The following is an 891-nucleotide window of genomic DNA, read 5'->3' as shown; positions in this document are numbered from 1 at the left end:
ACTACTGTTGGTCCGATACCACCTACACCGAGTGCAGAACCAACAAGAGACAGGTTCGTGACGCACTTTACTCCGAACTTCGAGACGAGACAGACCTACAGGCACAACTCGTCCAAGCCGCCATCAAACGCGCCGTCGAAGTTGTCAGGCGAAGCCTGACAGCCCGTCAGATGTAATCTGACGAAGCCGTGAAAGCGTGTGTCGAACGGTGGAAGAAAGGGCAGCGTGTCTCTTGCCCGACGTTTACCGCTGAAACGATGGACTACGACGCACGGAGCGCGACCTTCTACCGCAACAAGGTATCGCTGGCAACCGTCGAGGGCCGAGTCGAACCGTCGTCCGTTCTCCCGGCAGATAGTCCGACACCCTACGAGCGGTACGTACTCCCCGAGAACTACGAGTTCCGCGAGAGTACGGTTCGATACGATGCGGTGGACGACGAGTTCTACATCCAACTCTCGACGCGGCAGATAGACGGTGACGCAGAGGTTTCGGCAGATGCCGGGCACCCCGACCAAACGGTCCTCGGTATCGACCTCGGCGTCAACTCGTTGGCAGTCTGCTCGACCGGCACGTTCTGGCAGGGAGACGACTACGACCACTGGTGCCGTGAGTTTGAGAAGCGGCGTGGTGAGATACAACAGCGTGGCACACAAGCCGCGCACAACGCCTTGCTTCGCCTCGGGAAGCGCGAAGAAGCGTGGCGGAAACAGTACATCCACACGGTCGCTAACGAACTTGTTGCGGAAGCTGTCGAACACGACTGCGACGTTATTGTGTTCGAGGAGTTGGCCGACATTCGAGAGCGGCTTCCGCAGGCGAGGTGGCACCACGTGTGGGCGTTCCGACGCCTCTACGAGTACGTCTCGTACAAAGCGCCCGAACAGGGCA

1 pseudogene is annotated in these 891 nt (G+C 59.1%); it reads left to right on the top strand.

Annotated features, from left to right (window positions below):
* Positions 1-891, top strand: a pseudogene (locus tag IEX72_RS15045) (RNA-guided endonuclease InsQ/TnpB family protein); the annotation flags it as partial.

The sequence above is a fragment of the Halobellus salinus genome (assembly GCF_014646875.1).
Lineage (GTDB): Archaea > Halobacteriota > Halobacteria > Halobacteriales > Haloferacaceae > Haloquadratum > Haloquadratum salinum.
This window is presented reverse-complemented; position numbering and strand designations above follow the sequence as displayed.